The organism is Streptomyces sp. ALI-76-A (genome assembly GCF_030287445.1).
Classification (GTDB): domain Bacteria; phylum Actinomycetota; class Actinomycetes; order Streptomycetales; family Streptomycetaceae; genus Streptomyces.
In genome coordinates this window covers 233,481-256,492 of the sequence record NZ_JASVWB010000004.1, presented here as the reverse complement: position 1 = coordinate 256,492, position 23,012 = coordinate 233,481, and the positions used below count along the sequence as shown (strand labels likewise).

Genomic DNA, 23,012 nt, shown 5'->3' with positions numbered 1-23,012 from the left:
TCCGCCCCCACCTCGCTGGAACGACGAAAGGCATCTCCATGAGACGCACCAGACTCCAGAACGTCGGCCTGGCCGTTCTCCTCATGCTCGGCAGCTGGGCCGCGGCAGGGACCTTGCCCGCCTCGGCGAGCGACTCCCCCACCTCCTCAGCCGCCCCCTCCGGATCCGAGTCCGCGCCCGCCTCACCCGCTCTTCTCCAGGCCATGCAGCGGGACTTCGGTCTCTCCCGGGCCGAGGCCGAGACCCGACTGGCCGCGGAGCGCGGCGCCACCGACCTCGCGCCCGCGGCACGCCGGGCCGCCGGAGCCGCGTACGGCGGCTCGTGGTTCGACGCCGAGCACCGACGTCTGACCGTGGCGCTCACCTCGGACGCCACGTCCACGACGGTCCGTGCCGTCCGGGCCACCGGCGCGCACGTCCGGACCGTCGAGCACAGCGCCCGGCACCTGGACGCCGCCAAGGCGCGGATCGACCGCCTGCGGGCACCGGCCGGTGTCAGCAGCTGGTCCGTCGACCCGGTGGCCAACGCGGTGGTGGTGAACGTGGTCGAGGGCGAGCGGGCCGACAACGATGTCCAGCGGTTCGTCGCCCGGGCCCACGAAGCCGGCCCGGTCACGGTACGGACGGTGTCCGCCGCGCCCGAGACCCTCGCCGCCGGAACGGTGGGCGGAGACCCCTACTACACCGGCAACGTCCGCTGCTCCATCGGCTTCTCGGTCCACGGCGGGTTCGTCACCGCCGGGCACTGCGGCCGGGCGGGCGCCGGGGTCAGCGGCTGGGACCGCTCCTACATCGGCACCTTCCAGGGCTCCTCGTTCCCCGACAACGACTACGCGTGGGTCAGCGTGGGCAGCGGCTGGTGGACGGTTCCGGTCGTCCTCGGCTGGGGCACGGTCCCGGACCAGCTCGTGCGCGGCTCGACCGAGGCCCCGGTGGGCGCCTCGATCTGCCGCTCCGGCTCCACCACCCGCTGGCACTGCGGCAGGGTCCTGGCCAAGAACGAGACGGTCAACTACAGCCAGGGCGCGGTGCGCCAGATGACGAAGACCAGCGTCTGCGCCGAACCCGGCGACTCCGGCGGCTCCTTCATCAGCGGTGACCAGGCGCAAGGCGTCACCTCCGGAGGCTGGGGCAACTGCTCCGGCGGCGGGGAGACCTGGTACCAGCCGGTCAACGAGATCCTCGCCCGCTACGGGCTCACCCTGCACACCGCCTGATCCGGCGACACCCGGCGGTGCCCGGTGACGACCGGTGGCACCCGTCGACATCCGGACGACCGGCGAGGACCGGTGGATCGCGCGCATGTCCGGCGCGGTCCACCGGTCACCGGCTCGCCATGCCCCATGCCCATAGCCCGTAGCCCATACGCCATCGCCCACAGCCGCGCCCATCCGCAGCCCGCCCCCTCCGCGGCCCGACGAGGTCCGGACCGGCGGGGCCGGCTCGGGACAGTCGCCCCACAACTGCTGAGCGAACCGGGCGCGTCCTGGCACCCGTGCGCGGGCTCCCCACCCGGGTGACCCGCCCGGCCGCCCGGAAAGCCTCCGGCCCCGCCACCGACGGGCGGCCGGGCGGACCGGAGCCGCTGCACGCGCCGCCCCGGCCGGCGGCAGCGGGCGCAGGGGCACGGGGCCGAGCAGCGGGCCTGCCGGGAAAGAGGCGCGTTCCCGGTCTGACGGCCGGGTGCGCTCACATGACAGACGGGCGCGCCCATGGCATGCGTGCCGAGGACCCGCCCCCTGTCCGTGTGGCGGAGGAGCTGTCAGCCCACGACTCGCTGGACGTACGGCACCAGGCGGACGGGACCCATGAGTCCATACGCCTGACGGGTGACGGCGCCGAAGACGCCCGGCTGGGCCACCCGGAGCCGGTTGATGAGCGGGGTCGCCACCTCGACCTCGATCACGTTGCCGCCGGGCCGCAGGTGTCCGCCGAGGTCCACGACCGGGTGGAGCCGATCGGCGGGAGGCAGCCGGGTGCCGTTGACGGTGACCCGGAAGGTGTCGCTGACCTGGCCCAGTTCGAGGTGGGCACCGTGCTCCGAGGTCCAGCCGGACGGCAGCACGACGGTGGTCCGGTAGCGGCCCACCCCCGCGGAGTCGGCCAGTTCGGGGATCTGCGACCAGGGCTGCAGGGTGTCCAGGGTGAGCGTGCGCCGGACGATGTCGGTGCGGGTCGGCTGCGAGCCGGGGCGCCAGTCCTCGACGTCGAGCTGCCAGCGCGCCGGTGTGACGGGCTCGGGCACCGAGCGCACGGTGGTGGTCACCGTACGGCCCCGTGAGAGCCGGGTGGTGTAGGTGCCCGGCGCCGAGACGCGCACGGCGAGGCCGCGGTCGGTGAACAGCACGCGGTCGGCGTCGCCGGCCACCGCGTGCGGACGGTGGCCGGCGCGGTCCCCGAAGAGTCCGGGCCGGCCGAGCGCGACGACCGTGGCCTGGCCGGGGTCGAGGGTGACGCGCACGGTGACGCCGTCGCCGTCCTCGGTGTAGCGCCCGATGCGGGTCACCGCGCCCGTCCACGGGTCGAGCAGGTAGGGGACGGTGGGACCGCGCCGGGTGCGGCGCAGCGTGACGTCGTGGTCGACGGGCGCGACGGGCGGCTTGACGGTCTCGGCGTGCTTGCCGTTGCAGAGGTAGTAGAAGTCGGTGTCGCCGCTGACGCGGTGGGCGTTGAGGAGCGTGGAGGAGGTGGCGTGGCGGGCGTCGGGGGTGACGCCGAGGGCGGTGAGGGCGTCGCCGAGGGCGGCCTTGTCCGTGACGGCTCTGACATGCGGCAGCGCGAGGAGCCGGGCGAGGACGTCCCGCAGCCGGTCGGTCTCCTCCAGGTCGGGCACGCCCGGCGTGAGCGCCTGGTCGAAGGCGCCGAGCAGCACCATCGGCAACCCCGCCCGGGCCAGCTTCAGCAGCCTGCGGGCGTCGGTGAGCGCGAGGGTCGGGGTGGAACCGTGGAAGAAGTCGCCCTCGACGAACAGGGCCTTGTAGGCGGGGCCGTCGGGAGCGAGGCGCCCGCCGCGGACACGGGCGCTGGGCAGGTCGAGGAGCGGGCCGCTGAGGAACTGGTGGGTCCAGCCGAGCGGTACGCCGGTCGAGGTGAACCAGGAGGCGCCGATGCCGGTGGCGGTGTAACCGGTCTGCCGGAAGACGGCCACGTCGGCGCGCGGGGTACCGGTCTGCAGGACCTGGTGCACGCGGCCGAGGTAGCCGGCGATGTCCTCGGCGTGCCGCCAGGTGGGCTGCCGGGGCCCCCAGGACTCGCCGTAGCCGGAGGCGCCGTTGTAGGGGCTGAAGGCGGCGAAGCCGGGCCAGCTCACACCGGGGGCGGTGGCGTACGAGAAGCCGTGCACGACCGTCTGGTTGACGCCGGCCGCGTAGGCGCCGCCCATGGTGCGCAGGAACCTGTCCCAGGTCGTGCTGTACGCGGAACCGTTGTACGCGCCCGCTTCGCAGGACAGCACCGTGTGCCCGGCCATGTCCCGCCCGCCGGCCAGACAGCGGTAGTCGTCCAGGTTCTTGAAGCCGAGCGACTCGCCCTCGGCGATGTCGAGGAGCGCGGCGGAGGCGATGGCGTCGGTCTGCAGGCCGTACGGCTGCGCCCGCAGTTCCATGCCGAAGGAGTGGGCCCAGTCCCGCAGAGCCGTGACGTGGTGGGTGTTGAAGAGCTGGGAGACGGTCGCCCAGAAGTCGTGCCGGATCTGCCGGGTGATCTGTGCCTCGAACGCGAAGACCTGGTTGCTGTTGTCGAGGACGATGGCCGGCAGGTACGGCAGGAGGGAGCGGCCCGTTCTCTTCTCGAAGGCCTCGGGCAGCGCCGAGGTCCACACGACGGAGTCGGTCTCCAGCTCGATGGAGTCCTCGAAGAAGGCGCCGCCCGCGGTCTTGAGCAGCCGTCGGACGGTGCCGGTCAGCAGCTCGCGCTCCCAGAAGCCGGTGACGGCGGCGGTGCCGGCGGAGCTGAAGTGGTCGATGACATGGGCGGCCGGGGAGGAGTGGGGGCCGGACTCGGGCTGTTGGGCGCTGCCGCGCTGCCAGTAGGAGATCAGCACCCAGTCGCCCTCCGCGGGGGCGGTCCAGGTCAGGGCGCCGTCGCGAACCGTGGCGGTGAGGTCGCGGACGCTCGCGAGGTCGAGACCGGTCTCCTTGCGGGTGGCGTTGGCCGGCTCGACGCGGGCGGCCTGGACGACGAGCAGGCGCCGCCGGGTGACGCCGGCGGCGGCCTCGTGCACCGGTTCGGGGACAGGTCCCTGGTAGGTGGCGCCGGCGGCCACGGCCGCGCGGCCGTGGGCGAGTTCCTGGGCGGCCGCGTCGTCGTCGGGGGTGACGCCGGGGACGGCGACGGGCCAGCTGGGGCCGAGCGTGAGATCGACGGTGAGACCGCGACGGGCCGCCTGGCGCAATGCCGCCTCGACGCCCTCGCGCCAGGAGGTGCTGCCCCAGCCGTGGTGCGCGGTGTCGAGGACGGACTTGTCCTTGATGCTGTGGTGGACGGCGGCGATCTCGGCCCCGCCGAAGCCGGCGTCGGCGATCTGGTCGATCTCGCGGGCGATCTCCGCCGGGTCGACCAGGCCGTCCGGCCACCACCAGCGGAACAAGGGCCGGACCGAGCGCGGCGCCCGCGCGAACCAGTCGCGGGACAGCTCCTGACGCCCGGTCAGGGGGGCGGCTGCGGCACCCGTCGGGCCCGCCGCCGCGAACGCCGCGCCGGTTCCGGTGGCGAGCGAGGCGGCCAGGACCGCGCGCCGCGATAACCCGCCACGCGGCGGGATGAACTTCTGCATGTGTCGCCCCAAGCCTTTGAATCGTTTCAATCGCACGCAAACGCAGGAACGGTAAACCGGGGGTTCGGGCAGGGGCAAGAGGTCGGCCCGCATCAAGTCACCGTCGCGACCGGAGAACACGGCTCGGCGATACCGACGGGCGGGCCGATGGCCGACGACCGGGCTGTGCACGTACCCAATCCATAGCACCGAAGAACACGCCTTCCACCTGTACGAAATCCTCGTGACACACACATTTACAGCTCCTGTTACCTCCTCTACTGTGAACGTTCACGGACACCCCTACATGCGCATGTCAGGCCCCTCGGCCTCGACTTCGCCCCGTCTCGATCAAAGGAGGTCGGGATGACCGTGAACGGTCCAGGCCGCACAGTGAAGGTCGCCTTGCTCATGGCGGCCGTCGCCCTGCCCGCGTCCCTGCTCACCACGCCCACGAGCGCCTCTGCCGCGAACTCGCTCAGCATGCGGGGCGCCGACGTCTCGACCGCGCAGCGCGCTCTCGACCTCGGCGCCAAGTACTACGACGCGAGCGGCACCGCCAAGGATCCGCTCGACATCCTCAAGGGCCTCGGCGTGAACTACGTCCGCCTACGGGTCTGGAACAACCCCGCCAGCGGCTACAACAACAAGGCCAAGGTGCTGGCGTACGCGAAGCAGGTGAAGGCCAAGGGCCTCAAGCTGCTGGTGGACTTCCACTACTCGGACACCTGGGCGGACCCGGGCAAGCAGTACAAGCCCGCGGCCTGGTCGGGCCACGGCATCAACCAGTTGCAGACGGACGTGTACAACTACACGTACGACGTCTGCAACAGCCTCAAGTCCCAGGGCACCACCCCGGACAGCGTGCAGATCGGCAACGAGATCAACGTCGGCATGCTGTGGGACGACGGCAAGGTGGTCAACAACGACTTCACCAACCTCAGTCTGCTGCTCAAGTCCGGGTACAACGCGACCAAGGCGTGCAACAGCGGCACCCAGGTGATCATTCACACCGCCAACGCGGACAGCGACGCGCACGCACGCTGGTTCTACGACGGCATCAAGGCCAAGGGCGTCAACTGGGACATCACCGGGCTGTCCTACTACTGCCCGTGGCACGGCACGCTGGCCAACATGGGCAGTGTCGTGTCCGACATGAAGGCCCGGTACGGCAAGGACGTCGTCATCGCCGAGACGGCCTACCCGTTCACCTCGGCGAACGCGGACGGCACCGGCAACTCCATCACCTCCGGCTGCTCGGGCTATCCGCTCAGCTGGCAGGGGCAGGCCGACAACTTCACCGCCGTACAGAACACGGCCCGCAACGCCGGCGCGATCGGCGTCTTCTACTGGGAGCCGACCTGGTACGCGGTCAAGGGCAATGGATGGGACCCGGCCGACATCAACAACAGCGGCAACGGCTGGGACAACATGGCCATCTTCAACTGGACCGGCCAGGTGAACCCGAACATCAAGTGGACCCCGTAGGCGCCGGGTACCCGGCGCGGACCTGACGGCTCCGGTCCCGCCGGGAGGGCCGACGGCCGCCGCTCGACGGGGCACCAGGACCAGGAACGGCGCCGCCCGAGGGCGGCGCCGTTCCTGCTGCGGCGGGGGACCTCACCCGCCCAGAGCCGAGCGGACCACGCTCTTGGCCTCCTCCTGCACCTGACCGAGGTGGTCGGGGCCGAGGAAGGACTCGGCGTAGATCTTGTAGACGTCCTCGGTGCCCGAAGGGCGCGCCGCGAACCAGGCGTTGGCCGTGGTCACCTTGATGCCGCCGATGGCCGCCTGGTTGCCGGGCGCCTCGGTGAGTACGGCGGTGACCGCCTCGCCGGCCAGGGTGTCCGCGCTGACCTGGGCGGGCGAGAGCTTGCCGAGCAGTGCCTTCTCCTCGCGTGTCGCGGGCGCGTCGATGCGGGCGTAGGCGGGCTCGCCGAACCGGGCGGTCATCGCGGTGTAGTGCTCCGACGGCGTCTTCCCGGTGACCGCGAGGATCTCGGAGGCCAGCAGCGCCAGGATGATGCCGTCCTTGTCGGTGGTCCACACCGAGCCGTCGCGCCGCAGGAACGACGCCCCGGCCGACTCCTCGCCGCCGAAACCGAGCGACCCGTCGACGAGTCCGTCCACGAACCACTTGAACCCGACGGGCACTTCGACCAGCCGGCGCCCCAGGTCGGCGGCGACCCGGTCGATCATCCCCGACGACACCAGCGTCTTGCCGATCCCCGCGTCGGCGGGCCATCCCGTGCGGTGGGAGTAGAGGTAGGAGATGGCCGCGGCCAGGTAGTGGTTGGGGTTCATCAGGCCCGCGTCCGGCGTGACGATGCCGTGCCGGTCGGCGTCGGCGTCGTTGCCGGTGGCGATCTGGAAACGGTCGCGCTGCTCGATGAGCGAGGCCATGGCGAACGGCGACGAGCAGTCCATCCGGATCTTGCCGTCCCAGTCCAGCGTCATGAATCGCCAGGTGGGGTCCGCGAGCGGGTTGACCACGGTCAGGTCGAGCCGGTGCTCCTCGGCGATACGGCCCCAGTAGGCGACCGAAGCGCCACCCAGCGGATCGGCGCCGATCCGGACACCGGCCGCGCGGACCGCGTCCAGGTCCAGGACGCTCGGCAGGTCGGCGACGTAGGCGCCGAGGAAGTCGTGGCGGGCGGTGCTCGCGGCGCTGAGCGCACGGGCGTAGGGGACGCGCCGGACGTCCTTGAGGCCGTTCGCGATGATCTCGTTGGCCCGGTCCTGGATCCAGGTCGTCGCCTGGGAGGCGGCCGGGCCGCCGCTCGGCGGGTTGTACTTGAAGCCGCCGTCGGCGGGCGGGTTGTGCGAGGGCGTGACCACGACACCGTCCGCGAGGCCCGAGGTCCGTCCGCGGTTGTGGGTGAGGATGGCATGCGAGACCGCCGGGGTGGGCGTGTAGCCGTCCGCGCTGTCGATGAGCACGGTCACCTCGTTGGCCGCGAACACCTCCAGGGCGGTGACCTTCGCCGGCTCCGACAGGGCGTGCGTGTCGGCTCCCAGGAACAGGGGGCCGTCGGTGCCCTGGCCGGCGCGGTACTCGCAGATGGCCTGGCTGGTCGCCGCGATGTGGGCCTCGTTGAACGAGACCGACAGCGACGATCCGCGGTGTCCGGACGTCCCGAACGCGACGCGTTGCCCCGGCTCGGCCGGATCGGGGTGCAACGCGTAGTACGCGGTGACCAGTTGGGCGACATCGACGAGGTCCGCCGGATCGGCCGGCTTGCCCGCTCGCTCGTGCTGCATGCCCGCTCCCACACATCGTTCGACACACGCTGACGCCCCCATCTTTCCTCGTCACGGCCGTGTTACGCGAGTCCGCCCCCGGTTCGCCGTTCGCCGGGCCGCGCGGACGGCCTTCCGCACAGCCGCCGTCGGACCGGGTCGTCGCGCACCCGACCCCCTGCCGGTCGGACCCGGCGGCGCCGGGACGGCCGGCAGCGCCGAGGACGCCGGCCTCGACGGCACGCCGGTGCCGTGGAAGGTCAAGTACCCGCCCGCCGCGGAGATCGCGCCCTTGCATAAGGTGTGGGCGGGGTCGCCGGTGACACCGGCGAGGCGCCCCGCGCGGGAACGTAGCCGAGGGGGAGACAGCCGTCCCATGAATCAGATCCTGTTCGCCGGGGCCGTCGGCCTCTTTCTGACCCTGCTCGGCACCCCACTGCTGATCAAGCTGCTGGCCCGCAAGGGGTACGGGCAGTTCATCCGGGACGACGGACCGCGCGGTCACCACGGCAAACGCGGGACGCCGACGATGGGCGGCATCGCCTTCATCCTGGCCACCCTCCTCGCGTACGCCCTGACCAAGATCATCACCGGTGAGAGCGTGACCTACCCGGGACTGCTGGTGCTGTTCCTGATGGCGGGCATGGGCGTCGTCGGATTCCTGGACGACTACATCAAGATCGTCAAGCGGCGCTCGCTGGGGCTGCGGGCCGGGGCGAAGATGGCCGGCCAGCTGATCGTCGGCATCGTGTTCGCCGTCCTGGCCATCCAGTTCGCGGACGAGCGCGGTCAGACCCCGGCCTCCATGAGGCTGTCGTTCGTCACCGACTTCGGCTGGACCCTCGGGCCCGTGCTGTTCGTCCTGTGGGCGCTGTTCATGATCCTGGCCATGTCGAACGGGGTGAACCTGACGGACGGTCTGGACGGGCTGGCGACCGGCGCCTCGGTCATGGTCTTCGGCGGATACACCTTCATCGGTCTGTGGCAGTTCCAGAACTCCTGCGCCAACGCGATGAACCTCACCGACCCGGCCGCCTGCATGGAGGTCCGCGACCCGCTCGACCTCGCCGTCATCGCCTCCGCGCTCATGGGGGCCTGCTTCGGGTTCCTGTGGTGGAACACCTCACCCGCCAAGATCTTCATGGGGGACACCGGCTCGCTCGCCCTCGGCGGCGCCCTGGCCGGACTGGCCATCTGCTCCCGTACCCAGCTGCTGCTGGTCCTGCTGGGCGGCCTGTTCGTGCTGATCACGCTGTCCGTGGTGATCCAGGTCGGCTCGTTCAAGATGACCGGCAAGCGGGTCTTCAAGATGGCGCCGCTCCAGCATCACTTCGAGCTCAAGGGCTGGTCCGAGGTACTGGTCGTGGTCCGTTTCTGGACAATCCAGGGCATGTGTGTGATCGTCGGCCTCGGCCTGTTCTACGCGGGGTGGGCGGCGGGCTGAGCCGGGCCTGGCCTGTCGCGCCGGGACGCCGGTCACACCCTGGCCCGTCACGGCGGGACACCGGCCAGGGACCCGGGGGCCGGGCGCGGCCTCGTCCGCCATGCCGCCGGCGGGTGCCGCTGTGACGCTCCCCGGCGCCCTCTGCGGGCACACCGGCGAGACGACCTCAAGGGGCTGCGGGCTCACCTGGCGGGACGGCCCGCTCTCGCCGGTCGTCCGGGGCGGGACGGGGGGTTCTGCCGGGTTTGATCCGTGCTGATACGAGTACGCGCAGAGTATGGCCCAGTCGAAACGTGAGACCGAACGCAAGTACGCGGCCCCGGCGGCCGACGACACCTCCTGGCTGCCCGACCTCACCGACGTGGACGGCGTCGCGTCGGTCGTGGACCGGGGCACCGACGACCTCGACGCCGTGTACTACGACACCGTGGACCTGCGGCTGGCCGGCGCCTCGGCCACCCTGCGGCGCCGGACCGGCGGGGCCGACGCGGGCTGGCACCTCAAGCTCCCCCTGACCGGTGACAGCCGGGAGGAGGTGCACGCCCCGCTGTCCGACGTGGTCCCGGGCGAGCTGCGTGACCTGATGGTCTCCCGCACCCGGGGCGCGGACGTGGGGCCCGTCGTCCGCATCCGCACCACGCGCCGCAGGCGGGAACTGGTCGACGCCGAGGGCACCGTGCTGGGCGAGCTGAGCGTCGACGCCGTCGACGCCGAGTCCCTGCTCGCCGGCGCCACCCGCGCCTCGTGGACGGAGCTGGAGGTCGAACTCGCCGAGGACGCCGACCCCGCGCTGCTGAGGGCCGTGGACAAGAGGCTGCGCAAGAACGGCGTCGAGCGGCTGCCCGGTCCCTCCAAGCTGGCCCGGGCGCTGGAGGAGACGGGGGTGGGCGCGCCCCGCCTGCCGGACGTCCGCGCCGAGGAGGTGGTGCCGGGCTCGGCTGGCGATCTGCTCCTCGGGTACGTGGAGAAGCAGGTGCGGACCTTGGTGGACCTCGATCCCGCGGTCCGCCGGAACCTGCCGGACTCGGTGCACCAGATGCGGGTCACCTGCCGGCGGCTGCGCAGTGTGCTGCGGTCGTACCGTTCGGTCCTGGACCGCGAGGCCACCGATCCCGTCCGCAGGGAGCTCAGGTGGCTGGCCGGCGAGCTCGGCGCGGAACGCGACCACGAGGTGCTCCGGGAGCGGCTCAGCACGCAGGTGGAGGCCCTGCCCCGGGAACTGGTCCTGGGTCCCGTGGCCGCCCGGCTGCAGGCGTGGCACGTCACCAAGAGTTCCGAGGCCCGGACCCGCACGCAGGACGCCCTCGCCTCGGGACGCTATCTGGCCCTGCTGGACGCGCTGGCCGAACTGGTCGCGCGGCCTCCGCTGCGCCCCAAGGCCGCCCGGAAACCGGAGGACGTGGCCGCCAAGGCGGTCCTCAAGGAGTACGACCGGTTCGCCGGCCGCGTCACGGCCGCACTGGAGCCGTCGCCGGGGGCGGACCGGGACACGGCCCTGCACCAGGCGCGCAAGGCGGCCAAGAAGGCCCGCTACGCGACAGAGCCGGCCCTCGCCGCGCTCGGCAAGCCCGTCAAGCGTCTGGGGAAGCGCGTCCAGGCCGTGCAGAAGGTGCTCGGCGAACACCAGGACAGCGTGGTGGCCCGCCACGAGCTGCGGCGCCTGGCGGTGGCGGCGGGCACGGTGGGCGAGGCCGGCTTCACTTGGGGGCTGCTGTACGGGCAGGAGCAGGCGGCGGCCGGTGAGCAGCAGCGGGAGCTGCCGCGGGTGTGGGCACGCGCGTCGGAGCCCGGGCTGCGTAAGGCGATCGGGGGCTGAGGGGGCGTAGGGGCTGAGATGTCGGAGGGGCTGAGAGGTCGGGGGCGGAGGGGTCGGGGAGGGCCGGGGCCGGTTCTCCCCGGTCGTCCCGGCGAACGGGCGCGGGTGCGGGGTGCGGGGTGCGAGTGATCAGCTTCCCGCCGGTCGGTGCCGGGGATCATCGGTGTCCCGGTCCTCTCGGGTGTCACTGATCCCTCGGAGCTCTTGGAACTCCTGGATCTCTTTCTCCGTTGCCTCGCGTGGCGGCTGCGCGCGGGGGGTGTCGCCGGCGGTGAGGTGCTCCAGGACCTCGACGAGTTCCTGGCAGGCTCGTTCGACCGAGCGTCGGGTGTTGCGCTGCTCGGTGATCACGGCGGACAGGAGCAGGGCGGTCAGGGCCATGGAGCCGTTGAAGGCCTGCAGTTTCATCATCACCTCGATATGGGTCAGCCCTTCGAAGGGCCCGACTTCGTCCGTAGCGGAGACGGTGGCCAGGACGGACGTGAACAGGGCGCAGAGCATGCTGCCGGCCAGTTGGAAGCGCAGCGCCGCCCAGATCAGCAGCGGGTAGACGAGGAACAGCAGGCTGGCCCTGTTGTGCGTGGCCAGCGGGACGACGCCGCAGGCGATGATGCTCAGCCCCACGGCCTCCTTCCACCGGGGCATCCGCAGAGGCAGGCGGGCCCCGTGCAGCAACAGCAGGAGCGGGGTGACGATCAGGACGCCCATCGCGTCGCCCACCCACCACGCCAGCCACACCGACCAGAAGCTGCCCGTGGGGATCCGGTCCGTGATCACGAGCATGCCGACGCCGACGGTGGCGCTGATCAGCATGCTGGTCAGGGCGCCCAGGAACACCAGGGCGAGGCCGTCCCGCAGCCGGCTCAGATCGGTGCGGAAGCCGACCCTGCGCAGCATGAGGTACGCGCAGACGGGGGCGGCGGTGTTGCCCAGCAGGTTGCCGAGCACCTCGGGCCGCAGCGAGGTGAGGTGCGTGATGATGAGCAGGACACCGAGTGCGATGCCGGGCCAGGCGCGCAGCCCCAAGATCAGCAGGCAGGCCACCGCGACGCCCGTGGGCGGCCAGATGGGGGTGAAGACCGCGCCCTCGACGGCCAGGTTCCGCAGCAGTCCCAGCCGCCCCGCCGCGTAGTAGCCGAGGGCGACCGCCAGCGTCTGGAGGGCGAGGACGCCAGGCCGGCGCAGATCCTGGGTACGCACCACACCAGTCATCAGACACCGGTGTCGTGGTCCCGGCGAGGCGGGAGGCGTGCTGTGCGGCCCTATGGCTGACCTTCGGCCCCGCTCTTCGGCTGACGTTCGGCCCCGTCCTTCGGCTGACCGTCGGGCCCGTCATAGCCGAGGACCAGCACCGCGGCGTCGTCCTCGTGGCCCACGCGGTCGGCACCCTTGATCACGGCGGCGGCGAGCGAGTCCGCCGTCAGACCGGCCACGGCGGCGACGCCCGCGAGCCGGACCACCTGGTCCAGCCCTTCGTCGACCTCCAGCAGGGGGCCTTCCACCACGCCGTCCGTGAGCAGGACGAAGACTCCGCCGGTGGTGAGCCGGTGCCGGGTCACGGGGTAGGTCATCCCTTCCTGGATGCCCAGGGGCGGGCCCTCTTCCCCGCCGGCGATGCCGGACCTCCCGTCCGCGGTGGCCCAGACGCACGGGATGTGTCCGGCCCGCGCGCTCTCCAGCACACCGGTGGACGGGTCGAGGCGCATGAAGGTGCAGGTGGCGAACAGTTCCGTACCGAGGGACAGGAGCAGGTCGTTGGTCCGGGCCAGGAGTTCGCCGGGCTCGCTCGTGACGGAGGCGAGGGCGCGCAGGCCGACCCGCACCTGCCCCATGAAGGCGGCGGCCTCGATGTTGTGACCCTGGACGTCGCCGATCGACAGCCCGATACGCCCGTCGGGCATCGTGAAGGCGTCGTACCAGTCACCCCCCACGTTCAGTCCATGACAGGCCGGGGCGTAGCGGACCGCGAGGTGGTAGCGGGGCGCCGTGGGCATGTCCGTGGGCAGCATGCCGCGCTGTAGGGCGATGGCCAGTTCGACCCGTGAGCGTTGCAGCTCCGCGTGCTCGCGCGCCTGCGCGGTCAGCGACCCGAGCCTGGTCAGCAGCTCGTCGCCGTCGTCCGGGGGGCGCGTGCGGGACATTGATCACTCCGGGAGGATGTCGACCCGTTCGGGGCGGATATCCCCAAATAGTCCTTATCGGATGATAGCGATGTCGGAGTGCGGCTTGAATCCCCTGGGCCCCGCCCTCGTGGCAGCCGGGCCGGAGCCCGGGTCACGGCTCTCGCGCCGCGCGGCTCCGCCGGCCTGGAACCCACCGCGCGTCGGGACGGCCCGACCGGGCCGGAGAGCGCGCCGCAGGGCCCGCCCGGTCGGTGGGCGCGGGCTTCCCGGGGTGCGGGTCGAGGGAGTCCCTCAGGTCCGCGGAGCCGCCGGTGCCTTGGGTCCGGCCCTCCCACCCGACCGTGCGCGGAGGCACCTGGCCGCTCAGCCCGGTCCGGTCCGGTCCGGTCCGGTCCAAGGTAGACGCTCTCCCGGTCCACCCCGCGCGACGTCTCGCGGCAGGCAAGGACACGGCCCCGTACCCAACCAGCACCAGCACCAGCACCCTGCCGTACGCCCACCCAGCCGCCCGTCGAGTCACAGCGCCCGCCCGACCGGGCGCACCCTCGCCCCCACACCTCGCCGAACACAGGTACGACACCCTCAAGCGGGCATCCCGGCATCCCGGCATCCGGGCATCCGCACCGACCGAGCACCGGTCGGCATCCGTCGTGACCCGGCCTCGATCACCGCCGGGACGGTGCCCTGCCGCGGACACGTGAGCGGCGGGCCGGCATCACGGAGCCCAGCCGGGTCAGTGAGCCCGGCCGGGTCCGTCGGCGGCACCGGGAGGCCGTCGGCCGAGCCACCGGAGTCGATCGGCGACCGGTCCGGGGTCCACGGCCCGGCGACCAACCCCACATGGTTCAGGGCGCGTTGTCGGCGGACGGACTCCATTCGGCCGTACGGCACGGTGTTCGGGGCCGGGACTCGGCTCCTCCCCCATTCCGGTGATCCGTCGCGCTCGCCGGTCCCTCCGGAGGGACGCGCCACCGCACGGCGTACGCCGACGGGGACGGACCGGACCGGACGCCACCGCGTGCCCGACTCGCAGCAGGCGCTCGGACCACCCCTCGCAGCACCGCCGGGCCGAGGGCGGACCACTCCCCCGAAAGGACGCGCGTTCGCCCGTGTGAGCGCCTTGAGTGGTGGGATCCCCGGGTCTGACTGACGGTAAATCATGTCGAGGCCGGGTCAGTCCAGCTGACGCGACGCCAGCTGCCCGCGCCGAGACGGAAGGAATTCCGGATGCGCTCCACACGCATGCTCCTGGCCACCGCGGCCGCCTCCGCCGTTCTCGCGATCACCGCGCCCGGCGCCTACGCGGGCGACTGGGACCACGAGGACTCGTCCTACAGCAAGGAGCACGACAAGTACGGCAAGCACGACTCGCCGCGCGGCGGCATGCACACCGGTGGTGGCGCGCTGACCGCGGTGAACGAGGACGAGTGGGGCACCGCGCGGGACCCGAAGCACGACCCGGAGACGTACAAGGACCCCAAGCACGACTCGGAGAGCTACAAGGACAGCGAGCACGAGAAGGACTCGTACGGCGGTGGCCACGAGAAGGCGTACGGCGGTGACCACGACAAGCCCCGTGGCGGCGTGCACACCGGTGGCGGCGCGCTCGCCTCGCCGGGGGTGACCACGGGCGGTCTCGCCGTCCTGGCGGTCGCCGGGACCGGCCTGTACGCCGTGCGGCGCAACAAGTCGGCCCACAACGCGGCCTGAGTCATGCCTGACGCGATAGCAGTCCGGGCCGCCGCCTTTACGAGTTCGGCGGCGGCCCGGCCCGCTGTCGTGCGTTCCCCCTCCTGTGCTGCCGTGTCCGAGTGAGAGTGAGGTGCTGTCCGATGGCAGCCGGTCCTTCTTCCCCCGCCGACAGCGAGCCGGTGCCGGCCGAGCGGAGTTCCCGCGCCGGTGTGGCGGTGCTGGGTGCCGTGGCCGCCCTGGTGGTGGCGACGAGTCTGTTCGGCGGAAGAGACACGCCGTCAGAGGCTTCCCGCCCGCCTCAGGGTGCGCAGGCCGCCGCACCCGTCAGCCCGTCGGCCGCCTCCGCCCGGCCCGGGAAGGACAGGCACCTGCCGAGGTCGAGGCCGCTGCGCCTGGTCATCCCGAAGATCTCGGTCGACGCCCCCTTCACGGATCTCGCCGTCGGCCGGAGCGGGCAGCTCGAAGCCCCGCCCGCCGACGACACCAACCTCGTGGGCTGGCACGCCAAGGGTTCCTCCCCCGGCGAGCCGGGCACCGCGATCATCGCCGGGCACGTCGACACGGCCACCTCCCCCGCGGTCTTCGCCGAGCTCAGTGAGCTGGAGAAGGGCGACACCTTCCGGGTGGTGCGGGCCGACCGGCGCAAGGCGACCTTCGTGGTCGACAGTGTGGAGACGTTCGACAAGGACGACTTCCCCGACTGGCGCGTGTACGGCGACACTCCGCAGGCCCAGGTCCGGCTCATCACCTGTGCGGGTGACTACGACCGTTCGGCGCGGGACTACACGGAGAACCTGGTCGTGTTCGCGCACCTCGTCTGACGCTCACCGCGCGCCCGCATCCTGACAGGTGTCAGGCACCGGTCGGCGGCGGGGCCTCCTAGGGTCGACTCGCGAGCGGTCGCCGACGCACGCGTCGGCCGTCCGACGTTCGCTCAGTGCACGCCGACACAGGAAAGAGGGGCTCATGAGCCGCCGATCACTCACGACTCTGCTGGCCGCGGGGGGCGCCGCCGCGGTGATGGCGCTCACTCCGGTATCCGCGCAGGCGGCGTCGTTCCAGGGGGGCAACTACGGGGCGTACGGGAACGAGGGCCAGTACCCCACCCTCTCCAGTTGCGTGGGCACGTTCCGCCAGGTCGGTCCCACGCAGTTCGCCTCCGGCATGGCCCTGAAGTACTTCTACTCCGACACGTGCGGGTCCTTCGCCCGGATCGAGAACTCCCGCGCCAACTGTGCCGCCGTTCTGCAGCGCTCGGACTCCGGCGTCGGACGCGTCGACGGTTGGGTCTCCGAGACCGTCGACCCGGGCATCAACTACGCCTACACGAAGCTCGGCAACAACCTGCACGGCCGCGTCTCGCGCGCACTGCTCGCGTGCGACGGCCACGATCTGGCCTGGACCGCCTGGTACTGAGCTCCCGTCAGCCCGCGCTGACGCCTCTCCATCGGTGGACCGCCCTCCCGGGCGGTCCACCGTCGTGCGTTGTGGGGCGCGGCACGGCAGCTCCGGGGTCCCGGTTGTCCAGAACCCGCGTACTCCGGCACCCCCACACCCGCCGCGTCGCCAAGTTGCGCCCTTCAACTTTCCGGCGTCGAATTTCCCGTGCGGACAGTTGATCAATGTAGCTACTTTCGCCCTGGGACACGCTGCTGGCCCGGCACCTACTGCTCCCCCTGCGGCTCGACGGGATCGCCCTGCACCCGGGCGGCCCGGACCTCGACGCGGTAGGTCACCGCAGGGACGGGACACCCCCACGCTCTCGCTGGACATCGGCGGATTCCGGGCGGCCGGCGCCGTCCGGGGCACGCCGGACGACCTGCTCTCACCTTCGCCGAGGCGCATCTGACGCCGTCCCGCTCGGCGCTGGCCGACGCGCTGTGGACGGTGCGCCGCCCCGTGCTCCGCCGCGGCCTCGGGCACCGGCACGCGCACACGATCGGCTGGTTCCAGCATCCGACCGAGCGCGGACCGGTGTACTTCCACTGCGGGGCGACACTCGGCCGGCAGGCCTTCCCGGGGTTCTGACCCGGGCACCGGCACGGCGCTGGCGGCCGTGTGCACCCGCCGGTTCCGCGCCCGTGACACCTTCGTGCCCACCGCCTACGGCCTGCTCGCCGACCCGTGACGCGCGGAACCACCGCGCGAGGGCGGTGGAAGCACGGCCGAAGCACGGCCGAGCGGCACGCGCACCGGCTCGGTGTGCGTACCGCTCGGCCGTCGCGCTCCGTCGTCGCGCTGGGTCACACGCGCTGCCACAGCGCGGGTGTCGCCGCGGGCTGCCAGGCGCCCTGCGCCTGGTGGCCCTGGAGGCACAGGTAGGTGACGCCGTCGTACGTCACCCGCGCTCCGGTGTCGTAGACCCGGCCGCTCGACCAGGTACCGGACTGGCCGACGGGGGTGCCGGGGGTCTCGGTCTGGGCCGCGGTGGTCTTCAACACGAGGCCGTAGGTGCTGAGCAGCGGGTTGATCGGCTGGTAGAAGGTGGTGCCGCCGGTCGTGCAGTCGCCGGAGCCGCCCGAGGTGACGCCCTGCGCCTGCGTGCCCGAGAGGTAGGGGCCGCCCGAGTCGCCCGGTTCGGCGCACACCGTCGTCCGCGTCACGCCGTCGACGGTGCCCTCCGCGTAGCTGACGCTGGTCTCGTGCTGCTCGACCGTGCCGCAGTGCCAGCCGGTGGTGGAGCCCGAGCGGCAGATCGCGGCGCCGACCAGTGCCTTCACCGAGCCCCCGACCTGGACGTTCGTGTCCCCTTCGGCCTTGACGTCGGGCGTGGCCGACCAGTCGCTGTTGACCGCCACCCACGACATGTCCTGCCCGGGGAACACGGAGGCCTCGAAGACACCCTGGGCCACCTTGTTGAAGCCGGCGGTCTTCTCCCCCGCCTTGCCGCAGTGCCCGGCGCTGGCGAAGCCCTGCTGCTCCGCCCTGGTGACGGCGAAACCGACCGAGCAGCGGGCGGTCTCCTCGATGTAGTAGGCGTCGCCGCCACGGACGTCGTGCAGGGCGCGCGGGCGGTCCGCCGAGACCTTGACGTCCACCAGCTCGCTGTCGACCCCGGCGGCGGCGACCAGGGCGTCCGCCGCGGTACGGCTCGTGGCCTGGACGGTCACGCGGTTGGTGCGCACGTCGACGTACCGCACCGGCGCCTCCCGGGCCGTGGCAGCGGTGGTGGCGCCGTCCAACCTGGCCTTGGCGGCCCTGAGGTCGTCCAGGCCGGTCCTGACGACGACGGCCTGGGCCCCGTCGGCCTCGATGATCGGGACGTCCGCGGCGTCGGTGGTGGCGACGGTGAGGTCGGCGGACGCCGGGCCCTTCACCCAGGCGCCGGCGAAGTGCTTGCCCAGGGCGAGTTGCAGCCGTCCCGCGCGCGTGCCCGCCTCGGCCTCGTTCTCCAGCCGGACCCTGGCCTGACGTTCCGTCAGCCGCAGGTCGCGCTGCATCGCGCGCAGCACCGCCGTCGACGGGGAGTCCGCCCCGAGGGTCCGCGCGGCCGAGGGACCGTCCGCCGGCGCGGGAGGCGTGGCGGCCGTCGCCTCGGGCAGCCCCGTCAGCGCGAGCGCGCCGAACGCGGTCATGGCGGCGCAGGCCGCACCGATGTGTCTGTTGGGCATGCAGGTCTCCTCGGTCTCAGCGGAAGGGTGTCTCGAATCAACAGCTTGTGCCGTGGGCCGGGCGGACATGTCCGGCGCCCGGCGGTTCCGCGTATCGGACGACACGCCAGGGACCCGCCCGGCGCAACGGAGCCCCGCTCACGCGGGCTGGAGCCCCGGACTGCCCGCCTCGACCACGAAGGAGGCGGCCGTCGTGACCGGCGCTCCCGGAACGGTCACCGCCGAGACGGTCCGGAAGTCGGCCCGCGCCTCCTGCCGCCCCAGTTCGACCCGCACGTAGCCGCGCCGCCCGTTGTAGAACTTCAGGTGCGGGTTGGCCTTCATGTAGGTCTCCCAGTTGCCGGGCTGGTCGGCTCCGTCCTTGCCGCTCGCGACGGAGGTGGCGACGATCTCGGTGCCCAGGGTCCTGGACGCGGGATCGTCGAAGACGTCCTTGATGTCGAAGGCGTAGCCGACGTGGACGTCACCGGTCAGGACCATCAGGTTCTCGACTCCGGCCGACTTCGCTCCCCCGAGGATGCGGTTGCGGGAGGCGCGGTAGCCGTCCCAGGCGTCCATGGACATCAGTGCCTGCTCGTCGAGATCGAGCCTGCGCTGTGAGAAGCAGACCTGCTGGGGCATCACGTTCCACAGCGCGTTCGAGGCGCGCCAGCCCTCGATCAGCCAGTTCTCCTGCGTCTGCCCGGTCATGGTGCGCGCCGGATCGTCCGACTGAGGCCCCGGCACGTGCTTGGTGTCGCCGTACGCCTGGTCGGAGCGGTACTGCCGGGTGTCGAGGACGTCGAACTGGGCGAGTGTGCCCCAGTGCAGCCGCCGGTAGAGCTGAAGGTCGGGGCCGACGGGCTTCTGGGCGCCGCGCAGCGGCTGGTTCTCCCAGTAGGCGCGGTAGGCGGCGGCCCGGCGGACCAGGAACTCCTCGGCCGGACTGCCGTGTTCGTCGACGGCGCCGGCGTAGTTGTTCTCGGTCTCGTGGTCGTCCCAGGTGACGACGAAGGGGTGCGCCGCGTGGACCGCCCGCAGGTCGAGGTCGCTCTTGTACAGCGCGTACCGCAGCCGGTAGTCCTCCAGCGTGACGGTCTCCCGGTCGAAGATGTCGGGGAGGGTGCCGCTGGGGTAGCCGCGGGCGCCGCCGGCCGAGTTGACGGCGCACTCGTACAGGTAGTCGCCGAGATGGAAGACCACGTCGACGTCGTCCTGGGCGAGGTGGCGGTGCACGGTGTAGTGGCCCTCGTGGTAGGCCTGGCAGGACACGGCGGCGAAGGTCAGGGAGGCGACGGCGGAGGTGCCGGCGGGCGCCGTACGGGTGCGGCCCGTCTCGCTGATCCACGCCCCCGCTCTGAAGCGGTAGTAGTACTCACGGCCGGGATCGAGGCCGTCGACCTCCAGGTGAACGGTGTGGTCGTACTCGGGGTGGGCGATCTCGGCGCCGCTGCGCACGACGACGGCGAACCGTTCGTCCGTGGCCACCTCCCAGAGCACCGCGGCGGCGAGCTTGGCCATGCCGCCGCCCGGCTCGTACGGGGAGGGGGCCAGCCGGGTCCACAGCACCACGGATCCGGGCTGCGGGTCCCCGGAGGCGACGCCCAGGGTGAAGGGGTTGTCGGCGATCTTCGCGGTGTCCAGCTCGCCCCTGCCGGCCGCGCCCGCGGCCGGCACGTTCGTGGTGAAGGCCAGGGCGGCGGCCGCGGCGGTGAGGGAGAGGAATCGGCGGCGTCCGAAGTGACGGGCTGCGGCCCGCAGTTCGCGGTCTGCTGAGCTCATACGGTCCTGGTTCACGGTCGGCGGTGCGCAGACATGCCGGCTCCACAGGCCCGAACCGGAATGCAAGGGACGTGCGGACCCTAAGGAGACGAAGATCGAAATCCGGACAATCACACGGCCCACTACGCCACCCGTGGATCAACAGGCCTGCGCGCGCACCCGTTTGGGGCCGTCGTACGCATTGACATGCACTCGTCGCGCCGCGACTCTGAGAGCGCTCTCAGAAGGTACGGACCAATCGCCGTACCGGACCCGCACGGAGGTGGAGCGTGCTAGGAAGACTCAAACCCCGGTTCATGTCCGCGACGGCGGCGGGCGCGCTGCTGGTCTCGCTGCTCACGTTCGCCGCGCCGGCGCCCGCCCAGGCGGCGGTGCCGGCCACGATCCCGCTGAAACTGACCAACAACTCCGGCCGCTCCGAGCCGGTCCACGTCTACACCATCGGTACGTCACTGACCGACGGCCGGCAGGGCTGGGCCGACGCGAACGGCACGTTCCACGCCTGGCCCGCCGGCGGCATACCGCCCGTCCCGGCGCCCGACGCGTCCATCCCCGGACCGGCCGCCGGACAGTCCAAGACCATCCGGATCCCCAAGCTCTCCGGACGGATCTACTTCTCGTACGGGCAGAAGCTCGTCTTCAAGCTGGCCACCGGCGGCCTGGTGCAGCCGGCCGTGCAGAACCCGAGCGATCCCAACCGCGACATCCAGTTCAACTGGTCGGAGTACACACTCAACGACTCCGGGCTGTGGCTCAACAGCACACAGGTGGACATGTTCTCCGCCCCCTACGCGGTCGGCGTGCAGCGCGCCGACGGCAGCACGGCGAACACCGGGCACCTCAAGCCGGGCGGTTACCACGCCGTCTTCAACGCCCTGCGGGCACAGCCGGGCGGCTGGGCGGGGCTGGTCCAGACACGCTCCGACGGAACGCCGCTGCGGGCGCTCTCACCCGGTCACGGGGTCCAGACCGGCGCCCTGCCCGCCTCGGTGATGGACGGTTACATCAACCGGGTCTGGCAGAAGTACACGACGCAGACGCTGACCGTGACCCCGTTCGCCGACCAGCCCGGAACCCGGTACTTCGGCCGGGTCTCCGGCAACGTCATGCACTTCACCAACGGCGCCGGCGCGGTGGTCACGAGCTTCCAGAAGCCCGACGCGGACAGCGTCTTCGGGTGTCACAGGCTGCTCGACGCCCCGAACGACGCGGTGCGCGGCCCCATCTCCCGCACCCTGTGCGCGGGCTTCAACCGCTCCACGCTGCTGGTCAACCCCAACCAGCCCGACACCTCCGCGGCGGCCTTCTACCAGGACGCCGGGACCAACCACTACGCGCGGATCATCCATGACCGGATGGCCGACGGAAAGGCCTACGCGTTCGCCTTCGACGACGTCGGTCACCACGAGTCGCTGGTGCACGACGGCAACCCGCGGCAGGCGTATCTGACGCTGGACCCGTTCAGCTGAGACCGCCGGGCGCACCGGGTGCGGGGGCGCCGCCACGGCCACGCCGGGGCAGGTTCCGCTCCAGCAGGGCCGTGGACTCGGCGACCCCCACTCCGGTGTGCTCCTCCACCGGCGCGAGCCGTCCGTCGGCCGCCTTGAGTTCGGTGAGCGCGGCCTCGATGGCCCGGTGCGCCGCGAACAGACACGCCGTGCTGTAGACCACCGCGTCGACGCCCAGCGCGGACAGCTCGCCGAGCGGGAGCCGGGGGGATCTGCCACCCGCGATCTGGTTGAACAGCACGGGCTTGGCGCCGGCCTCCGCACGGATCCGGCGGATCCACTCCACGCTGCGCACCCCGTCCACCAGCACCACGTCGGCGCCGGTGGCGGCCAGGGCCTTCGCGCGCAGCACGATGTCGTCCTCGTCGGTGGCGTCCGTGCGGGCGACGACCACCAGGTCCCGCCGGGTGGCGAGCACCGCCTCCAGCTTGTCCAGGTACTCGTCCAGCGGCAGCACCTGCTTGCCGTCGGCGTGCCCGCAGCGGCGCGGGCGCCTCTGGTCCTCCAGGACCACTCCCAAGGCCCCGATCCGCTCCAGGCTCGCCACGACGTGGCAGGCCACCTCGGTGACGACGTAGCCGTCGTCGATGTCCACCAGCGGGTCGTGGCGCGGGAAGGCGCCGCGCAGCCGCCGGACGAAGGCCACCATGTCCGGCCAGGCGATGAACCCGATGTCGGGCAGGCCGTAGTGGGAGGCGGCGAAGCCGAACCCGGACACGAACATCCCGTCGTAGTGCCGGGCCGCCAGGGAGGCGGAGTACATGTCGTGGACGCCGATCAGCGGGGTGGTCCCCGGTGCGGCGATCCGGTCGCGCAAGGTGCTCCCGTAGGTCACGGTCGTCTCCTCCTCGGGCAACGGCGGCCCGTCTCGTACGGCCGTCGACCGTGCGGGGCCGCCGATCGGCGGCCCCTGCCGACGCCAGATGTTCCAGGGCCCGCTCGGCCACCGCGTCGGTGCGGACGGTTCCGCTCACTCGCCCGGAGTAGCGCGTTCACCGCAGAAACGTCACTCGAACCCGGCCGAGCACGCGAGGGGGCACTTCTCGGAGCGATCGTTATGATGG

The 23,012-nt window shown here is 72.1% G+C and carries 15 protein-coding genes and 1 pseudogene; 9 read left to right on the top strand and 7 right to left on the bottom strand.

Going from position 1 to position 23,012, the window contains the following annotated elements; translation table 11 throughout:
* Positions 1–38: 38 nt before the first annotated feature.
* Positions 39–1,217, top strand: a complete 1,179-nt coding sequence (locus QQS16_RS37695; protein ID WP_286067046.1) for a S1 family peptidase — start codon at positions 39–41, stop codon at positions 1,215–1,217.
* Positions 1,218–1,762: 545 nt separating this feature from the next.
* Here the strand turns inward: QQS16_RS37695 and QQS16_RS37690 are convergent.
* A complete protein-coding gene (locus QQS16_RS37690; RefSeq protein ID WP_286067045.1) occupies positions 1,763–4,774 on the bottom strand; it encodes a glycosyl hydrolase in 3,012 nt (1,003 codons plus the stop codon).
* A gap of 345 nt (positions 4,775–5,119) precedes the next feature.
* Here QQS16_RS37690 and QQS16_RS37685 point away from each other — a divergent pair, with 345 nt between their 5' ends.
* A complete protein-coding gene (locus QQS16_RS37685; RefSeq protein ID WP_286067044.1) occupies positions 5,120–6,241 on the top strand; it encodes a glycoside hydrolase family 53 protein in 1,122 nt (373 codons plus the stop codon).
* 132 nt (positions 6,242–6,373) lie between these two features.
* Here QQS16_RS37685 and pgm read toward each other — a convergent pair whose 3' ends face one another.
* Positions 6,374–8,014, bottom strand: coding sequence for a phosphoglucomutase (alpha-D-glucose-1,6-bisphosphate-dependent) (pgm, locus tag QQS16_RS37680; protein ID WP_286067042.1), 1,641 nt, complete (start codon positions 8,012–8,014; stop codon positions 6,374–6,376).
* A gap of 355 nt (positions 8,015–8,369) precedes the next feature.
* On the opposite strand from pgm, the gene mraY reads away from it, so the two are divergent.
* Both mraY and QQS16_RS37670 read left to right on the top strand, forming a co-directional pair.
* Positions 8,370–9,437 (top strand): phospho-N-acetylmuramoyl-pentapeptide-transferase, encoded by a 1,068-nt coding sequence (mraY, locus tag QQS16_RS37675; RefSeq protein ID WP_286067040.1) that lies wholly within the window; start codon positions 8,370–8,372, stop codon positions 9,435–9,437.
* Positions 9,438–9,714: 277 nt separating this feature from the next.
* Positions 9,715–11,253, top strand: a complete 1,539-nt coding sequence (locus QQS16_RS37670; protein WP_286067038.1) for a CYTH and CHAD domain-containing protein — start codon at positions 9,715–9,717, stop codon at positions 11,251–11,253.
* Positions 11,254–11,382: 129 nt separating this feature from the next.
* On the opposite strand, the gene QQS16_RS37665 is transcribed toward QQS16_RS37670, so the two are convergent.
* Positions 11,383–12,465 carry an MASE1 domain-containing protein gene (locus QQS16_RS37665; RefSeq protein WP_286067036.1) on the bottom strand — a complete coding sequence of 361 codons (1,083 nt, stop codon included), beginning with the start codon at positions 12,463–12,465 and terminating at the stop codon, positions 11,383–11,385.
* 50 nt (positions 12,466–12,515) lie between these two features.
* The gene (locus QQS16_RS37660; RefSeq protein WP_286067034.1) at positions 12,516–13,394 is read right to left on the bottom strand and encodes a PP2C family protein-serine/threonine phosphatase; all 879 of its coding nucleotides are present in this window, start codon (positions 13,392–13,394) and stop codon (positions 12,516–12,518) included.
* Positions 13,395–14,603: 1,209 nt separating this feature from the next.
* Here QQS16_RS37660 and QQS16_RS37655 point away from each other — a divergent pair.
* From QQS16_RS37655 to QQS16_RS37640, 4 genes and pseudogenes are all read left to right on the top strand, one after another.
* Positions 14,604–15,086: a hypothetical protein gene (locus tag QQS16_RS37655; RefSeq protein WP_286067032.1), complete on the top strand. Its 483-nt coding sequence runs from the start codon at positions 14,604–14,606 to the stop codon at positions 15,084–15,086.
* 122 nt (positions 15,087–15,208) lie between these two features.
* On the top strand, positions 15,209–15,889 hold the full coding sequence (locus tag QQS16_RS37650; protein ID WP_286067031.1) for a class F sortase: 681 nt from the start codon (positions 15,209–15,211) through the stop codon (positions 15,887–15,889).
* 145 nt (positions 15,890–16,034) lie between these two features.
* Positions 16,035–16,484: a hypothetical protein gene (locus QQS16_RS37645; RefSeq protein WP_286067030.1), complete on the top strand. Its 450-nt coding sequence runs from the start codon at positions 16,035–16,037 to the stop codon at positions 16,482–16,484.
* 218 nt (positions 16,485–16,702) lie between these two features.
* A pseudogene (locus QQS16_RS37640) lies at positions 16,703–17,196 on the top strand (serine hydrolase); the annotation flags it as partial.
* A gap of 115 nt (positions 17,197–17,311) precedes the next feature.
* Here QQS16_RS37640 and QQS16_RS37635 read toward each other — a convergent pair.
* Both QQS16_RS37635 and QQS16_RS37630 read right to left on the bottom strand, forming a co-directional pair.
* Positions 17,312–18,679 carry a carbohydrate-binding protein gene (locus QQS16_RS37635; protein WP_286067028.1) on the bottom strand — a complete coding sequence of 456 codons (1,368 nt, stop codon included), beginning with the start codon at positions 18,677–18,679 and terminating at the stop codon, positions 17,312–17,314.
* 138 nt (positions 18,680–18,817) lie between these two features.
* Entirely contained in the window at positions 18,818–20,440 is a 1,623-nt protein-coding gene (locus tag QQS16_RS37630; protein WP_286067027.1) for an alkaline phosphatase D family protein, read from the bottom strand.
* A gap of 269 nt (positions 20,441–20,709) precedes the next feature.
* Between QQS16_RS37630 and QQS16_RS37625 the strand changes: the two genes are divergently transcribed.
* Complete coding sequence (locus QQS16_RS37625; RefSeq protein WP_502963956.1) at positions 20,710–21,909, top strand: glycoside hydrolase family 64 protein; 1,200 nt, start codon at positions 20,710–20,712, stop codon at positions 21,907–21,909.
* On the opposite strand, the gene QQS16_RS37620 is transcribed toward QQS16_RS37625, so the two are convergent.
* Entirely contained in the window at positions 21,902–22,783 is an 882-nt protein-coding gene (locus QQS16_RS37620) for an isocitrate lyase/PEP mutase family protein (protein WP_286067025.1), read from the bottom strand. The two genes, QQS16_RS37625 and QQS16_RS37620, sit on opposite strands and share 8 nt — an antisense overlap.
* Positions 22,784–23,012 lie beyond the last annotated feature (229 nt).